4 protein-coding genes are annotated in these 4,761 nt (G+C 65.9%); 2 read left to right on the top strand and 2 right to left on the bottom strand.

Annotation, left to right across the window (positions count from 1 at the left end; translation table 11 throughout):
- Positions 1-1,440, top strand: a 1,440-nt coding sequence (locus EOA33_RS24725) for an aldo/keto reductase (protein ID WP_127406826.1), incomplete at its 5' end; no start/stop codon positions are given.
- Between the two features lie 66 nt (positions 1,441-1,506).
- Here EOA33_RS24725 and EOA33_RS24720 read toward each other — a convergent pair.
- A complete protein-coding gene (locus EOA33_RS24720; protein ID WP_126057340.1) occupies positions 1,507-1,935 on the bottom strand; it encodes an Lrp/AsnC family transcriptional regulator in 429 nt (142 codons plus the stop codon).
- 175 nt (positions 1,936-2,110) lie between these two features.
- On the opposite strand from EOA33_RS24720, the gene EOA33_RS24715 reads away from it, so the two are divergent.
- Positions 2,111-3,214, top strand: coding sequence for a saccharopine dehydrogenase family protein (locus EOA33_RS24715; RefSeq protein WP_126057339.1), 1,104 nt, complete (start codon positions 2,111-2,113; stop codon positions 3,212-3,214).
- A gap of 168 nt (positions 3,215-3,382) precedes the next feature.
- Here the strand turns inward: EOA33_RS24715 and lpdA are convergent.
- Positions 3,383-4,761: dihydrolipoyl dehydrogenase (lpdA, locus tag EOA33_RS24710; RefSeq protein ID WP_127406825.1), on the bottom strand; the 1,379-nt coding region annotated here is incomplete at its 5' end.

Here is a 4,761-nt window from a genome sequence, read left to right as displayed (position 1 = left end):
GGGTTACCCTTCACCGAGCCCGACAAGGTGGTGGGGGCGGCACATCTTGGCCAGTCCGGCGTCGACGAGTGGGCCTCGGCGCTGCTGCAGTTTGCCGGCGGCATCGTCGCCGAGCTTTCCTGCAGCATTTCGCTCGACCAGGACAATGTGCTGCGCATTTTTGGCACCAAGGGTCGCATCGAGGTTCCGGACTTCTGGTTCGCCGGTGGCAACCGCGACGTCGGGCAGGGCCGGATCGACCTGATCCGGGCAGGCCACGCACGCGAGACCATCAGCGTCAACGAGACGCGCCATGTCTATTCCTTCGAGGTCGATGGTGCCGGCGAGGCGATCCTCGCCGGCCGCCAGGAATTCGCCTGGCCAGGCATGTCCTGGGCCGACAGCCTCGGCACGTTGCGTGTTCTCGACAAATGGCGCGCCGCGGTTGGGCTGGAGTACGAGATCGAAAAGCCGGCTAAGCGCCTCAACACCATCGTTGGCCGGCCGCTGCGCACTGATGGCAAGGCCATCGGCAAGCGCGCCATCCCCGGCCTGCCGAAGCCGACGTCTGTGGTGGCGCTCGGCTTCGAGGATTTCCGGACCTTCTCTTCGGGTTCGATCCTGCTTGACGCCTTCTTCGAGGCCGGCGGCAATCTGTTCGACACCGGCTACGTCTATGGCGCCGGCTATACCGAGACGCTGCTCGGGCACTGGCTGCGAAACCGCGGCGTGCGCGAGCAGTCGGTGGTGATCGGCAAGGGTGCGCATTCACCGCTCTGCTATCCCGATGTGATCGGCAAGCAGCTCGCCCAGTCGCTCGACCGGCTGCAGACCGACCATGTCGACATCTATTTCATGCACCGCGACAATCCGGACGTGCCGGTCGGCGAATTCGTCGACGCCATGGACGCCGAGGTCAAGGCCGGCCGCATCCGCGGTCCGTTCGGCGGGTCGAACTGGACCATGGAGCGCATGGATGAGGCGATTGCCTATGCCGAGCGCACCGGCAAGCAGAAGCCCGGCGCGCTTTCCAACAATTTCTCGCTGGCTGAGATGCTGGAGCCGATCTGGGCCGGCTGCGTCACCTCGTCCACCGACGACTGGAAGGCCTGGCTGACGGCGCGGCAGATGCCGAACTTCGCCTGGTCGAGCCAGGGCCGTGGCTTCTTCACCGATCGCGCCGGCCGCGACAAGCATGATAGCGAGGAGCTGGTGCGCGTCTGGTATTCCGAGAAGAATTTCGGCCGCCGCGACCGCGCCATCGAGCTTGCCAACCGTCTCGGCAAGAGCCCGATCCATGTCGCGCTCGCCTATGTGCTGGCGCAGCCCTTCCCGTCAGTGCCGCTGATCGGCCCGCGCACGCTGGACGAGCTGGAGGACAGTCTCAGGGCGTTGGATATCAAGCTATCGCCGGAAGATGTCGCCTGGCTGGACAACGGGCCGGAGCGGCGCAGGGCGTAGGCTGCTTGGGGCGTTGAAAAGGAAGCGCAGCGTTCCTTCGCCCCTCGCGCCAGCATCTCAACAGTTTCACCGATCGATCCGCGTCGATAAAATAATCGACGACGACGTCCGCTCGACCCCATCCATCGCCCCGATCTGGTCGAGCAGTGTGTCGAGATCGCGGATCGACGGCGCATCGACGATGACGATCATGTCGAAATTGCCGCTCACCGAGTGCAGCGTCCTAACCGGCGGCAGCGCCTGCAGGCTGCGCACCACCTTGTCGGCGAGCTTCGGCGTCACGGTGAGCAGCACATGCGCCCGGACCAGCCCTTGCTCATAGTCGGGCGACAACCGCACGCCGTAGCCCGCAATGATGCCGCGGCGCTCCAGCCGCTCGATCCGGCTCTGCACCGTGGTGCGCGACACGCCGAGCTGGCGGGCGAGCTCGGCGGTCGAGGCGCGCGCGTTGGCGCGCAGCAGTGAAAGCAGGGCCTGTTCGGCATCGCTGATCATTTCGACGATCCTTGTCGGCATATTGTTAAAAGCGGCATTTCGTTTCGTACAATTTCACGCTTCCTTTCGACAGGCAAGCTGCGATGATTCCGGCCAGCTCAGGAGCAATTCCAGGAAAGGTGTGAAGCGGTTTCCGTCCGGAATTGCGTAACGCGAAATGGCAGGGGTATTGATCATGAAGAACATCGTTGTCGTCGGCGCCGGCAAGATCGGCTCGACCATCGCCGAGATGCTGGCCTCCACCGGCGACTATGGCGTGACGCTCGTCGACCGCTCGGCGGCGCAGCTTGCCGCGGCCGAACTCCCCGCGGGCGTCGAGACCATGGAACTCGACATCGCCGCGCCGGGCGTGCTCGAGGCAGCGCTTGCCGGCAAATTCGCGGTGCTGAGCGCCGCTCCCTTCCATCTCACCACGCGCATCGCCGAGGCGGCCGCCACTACCGACGTGCACTATCTCGATCTCACCGAGGATGTCGTCAGCACAAGGCGGGTGAAGGAGCTGGCGCGCGATGCCAGCAGCGCCTTCATTCCGCAATGCGGGCTGGCGCCGGGCTTCATCTCGATCGTCGCCAACGATCTCGCCAGCCGCTTCGACACGCTGGAGAGCGTGCGCATGCGGGTCGGCGCGCTGCCGCAATATCCGTCGAACGCGCTGAACTACAATCTGACCTGGAGCACCGACGGGGTCATCAACGAATATTGCGAGCCCTGCGAGGCGATCGTCGAGGGCGAGCTGATCGAGGTGCCGCCGCTGGAGGAGCGCGAGGAGTTCTCGCTCGACGGCGTCACCTACGAGGCCTTCAACACCTCGGGCGGGCTGGGCACGCTGGCCGAGACGCTGAAGGGCAAGGTGCGCACGCTGAACTACCGCACCATCCGCTATCCCGGCCACGCCGCGATCATGAAGGCGCTGCTCAACGATCTCGGCCTGCGTCACCGTCGCGACGTGCTGAAGGACATTTTCGAAAGCGCCCTGCCGGCGACGCTGCAGGACGTCGTCATCGTCTTCGTCACCGTCTCGGGCCGCAAGAGCGGCCGCCTGCTGCAGGAAACCTACGCCAACAAGATCTACTCGAAGCGCGTCGGCACTCTGGTGCGCAGCGCCATCCAGATCACCACCGCCTCCGGCATCTGCGCCGTGCTCGACATGCTCGCCGACGGCACATTGCCGGCGAAAGGCTTCGTCCGCCAGGAGGACATCGCGCTCGACGCCTTCCTCGCCAACCGCTTCGGCCGCGCCTACGCCCAGCACGAGATGGAAAGCCGGCTGGCGGGGTGAGCTGGGTGATCTCCCCCCTTGAGGGGGAGATGTCGCCGAAGGCGACAGAGGGGGTCGTTTCGCGTGGAGCGCTAACCTCGATCTGTCGCAAGGGAGGTCGCGTCCGGTCGCACCGACCCCCTCTGGCCTGCCGGCCATCTCCCCCTCAAGGGGGGAGATAACACCTTTTCAAATATGCAGCGCCTGACCCAGCGCCTTGAGCGCTGCTTCCTGGAAACCTTCGCCCTGCGTCGGATGGGCGTGGATCGTGCCGGCGATGTCTTCCAGCCGCGCCCCCATTTCCAGCGCCAGGCCAAAGGCCGCCGACAGTTCCGACACGCCTTGCCCGACCGCCTGGATACCCAGCACCAGATGATTGTCGGCGCGGGCGACGACACGGACGAAACCATCCTCGCCTTGCTTGGTCATGGCGCGGCCGTTGGCGGCGAAGGGGAATAGCCCGATCTTGACCTCGCCGGCGAGCGCCTTCGCCTCGTCAGGTGACAGGCCGGCCGTGACCAGTTCCGGATCGGTGAAGCAGATGGCGGGTATTGCGCGCTTGTCCCAGCTTCTTTTGTGACCGGCGACGATCTCGGCCACCATCTCGCCCTGCGCCATCGTCCGGTGCGCCAGCATCGGCTCGCCGGTGACGTCGCCGATGGCGAAGATGCCGCGCATCGAGGTGCGGCACTGCTCGTCGACGCGGATGAATTTGCCGGCCATGTCGAGGTCGATCTGGTCCAGCCCCCAGCCTTCGGTGAGCGGCTTGCGCCCGACGGTGACGAGGATCTTGTCGGCGGCGACCTTGGCGTTCTTGCCGTCTGCCGTCTCGACCAGCAGCGAATCGCCCTTGCCGGCCTGTCCCTGGGTCGACACCCCCTTGGCCTTGGCGCCTGTCATCACCTCGATGCCGAGTTCGCCGAGCCGCTTCACCACCGGTCGGGTCAGTTCGGCGTCATATTGCGCCAGCACACGTGGCAAAGCCTCGACCACGGTGACCTTGGCGCCCATCTTCGCGAAGGCGATGCCGAGCTCCAGCCCGATATAGCCGCCGCCGACGACGGCGAGCTTCTTCGGCACCTCGCTCAGCGCCAGCGCGTCGGTGGACGAGATCACCGGGCCGCCGAACGGCAGAAACGGCAGTTCGACCGGCGCCGAACCGGTCGCGATCACCACCGTCTCGGCGCGGATCACCTGGGTGCCGGTCTCGGTCTCAACCTCGACGGTCTTGCCGTCGCGGAAAGTCGCCCAGCCCTGTACGGTCTTGACCCTGGCCTTCTTCAGCAGGCCGGCCACGCCGCTGTTCAGCCGGCTAACGATCCCGTCCTTCCAGGCGATTGCCTTGGCCAGATCAAGCATCGGCGCGGTGAGTGAAATGCCGAGCGGGCTCTTGCCGCCGGCCATGTGCGCCACCTTCTCGAACTCCTCCGCGGCGTGGATCAGCGCCTTGGACGGTATGCAGCCGACATTGAGGCAGGTGCCACCCGGCTTGCCGGCCTCGACGATCACCGTGTCGACGCCGAGCTGGCCGGCGCGGATGGCGCAGACATAGCCGCCGGGCCCGGCGC

It is taken from the genome of Mesorhizobium sp. M4A.F.Ca.ET.050.02.1.1 (genome assembly GCF_003997725.1).
Taxonomy (GTDB): domain Bacteria; phylum Pseudomonadota; class Alphaproteobacteria; order Rhizobiales; family Rhizobiaceae; genus Mesorhizobium.
Note: the sequence above shows the minus strand (reverse complement) of the source record. Positions and strands in the feature narration are given on the sequence as shown.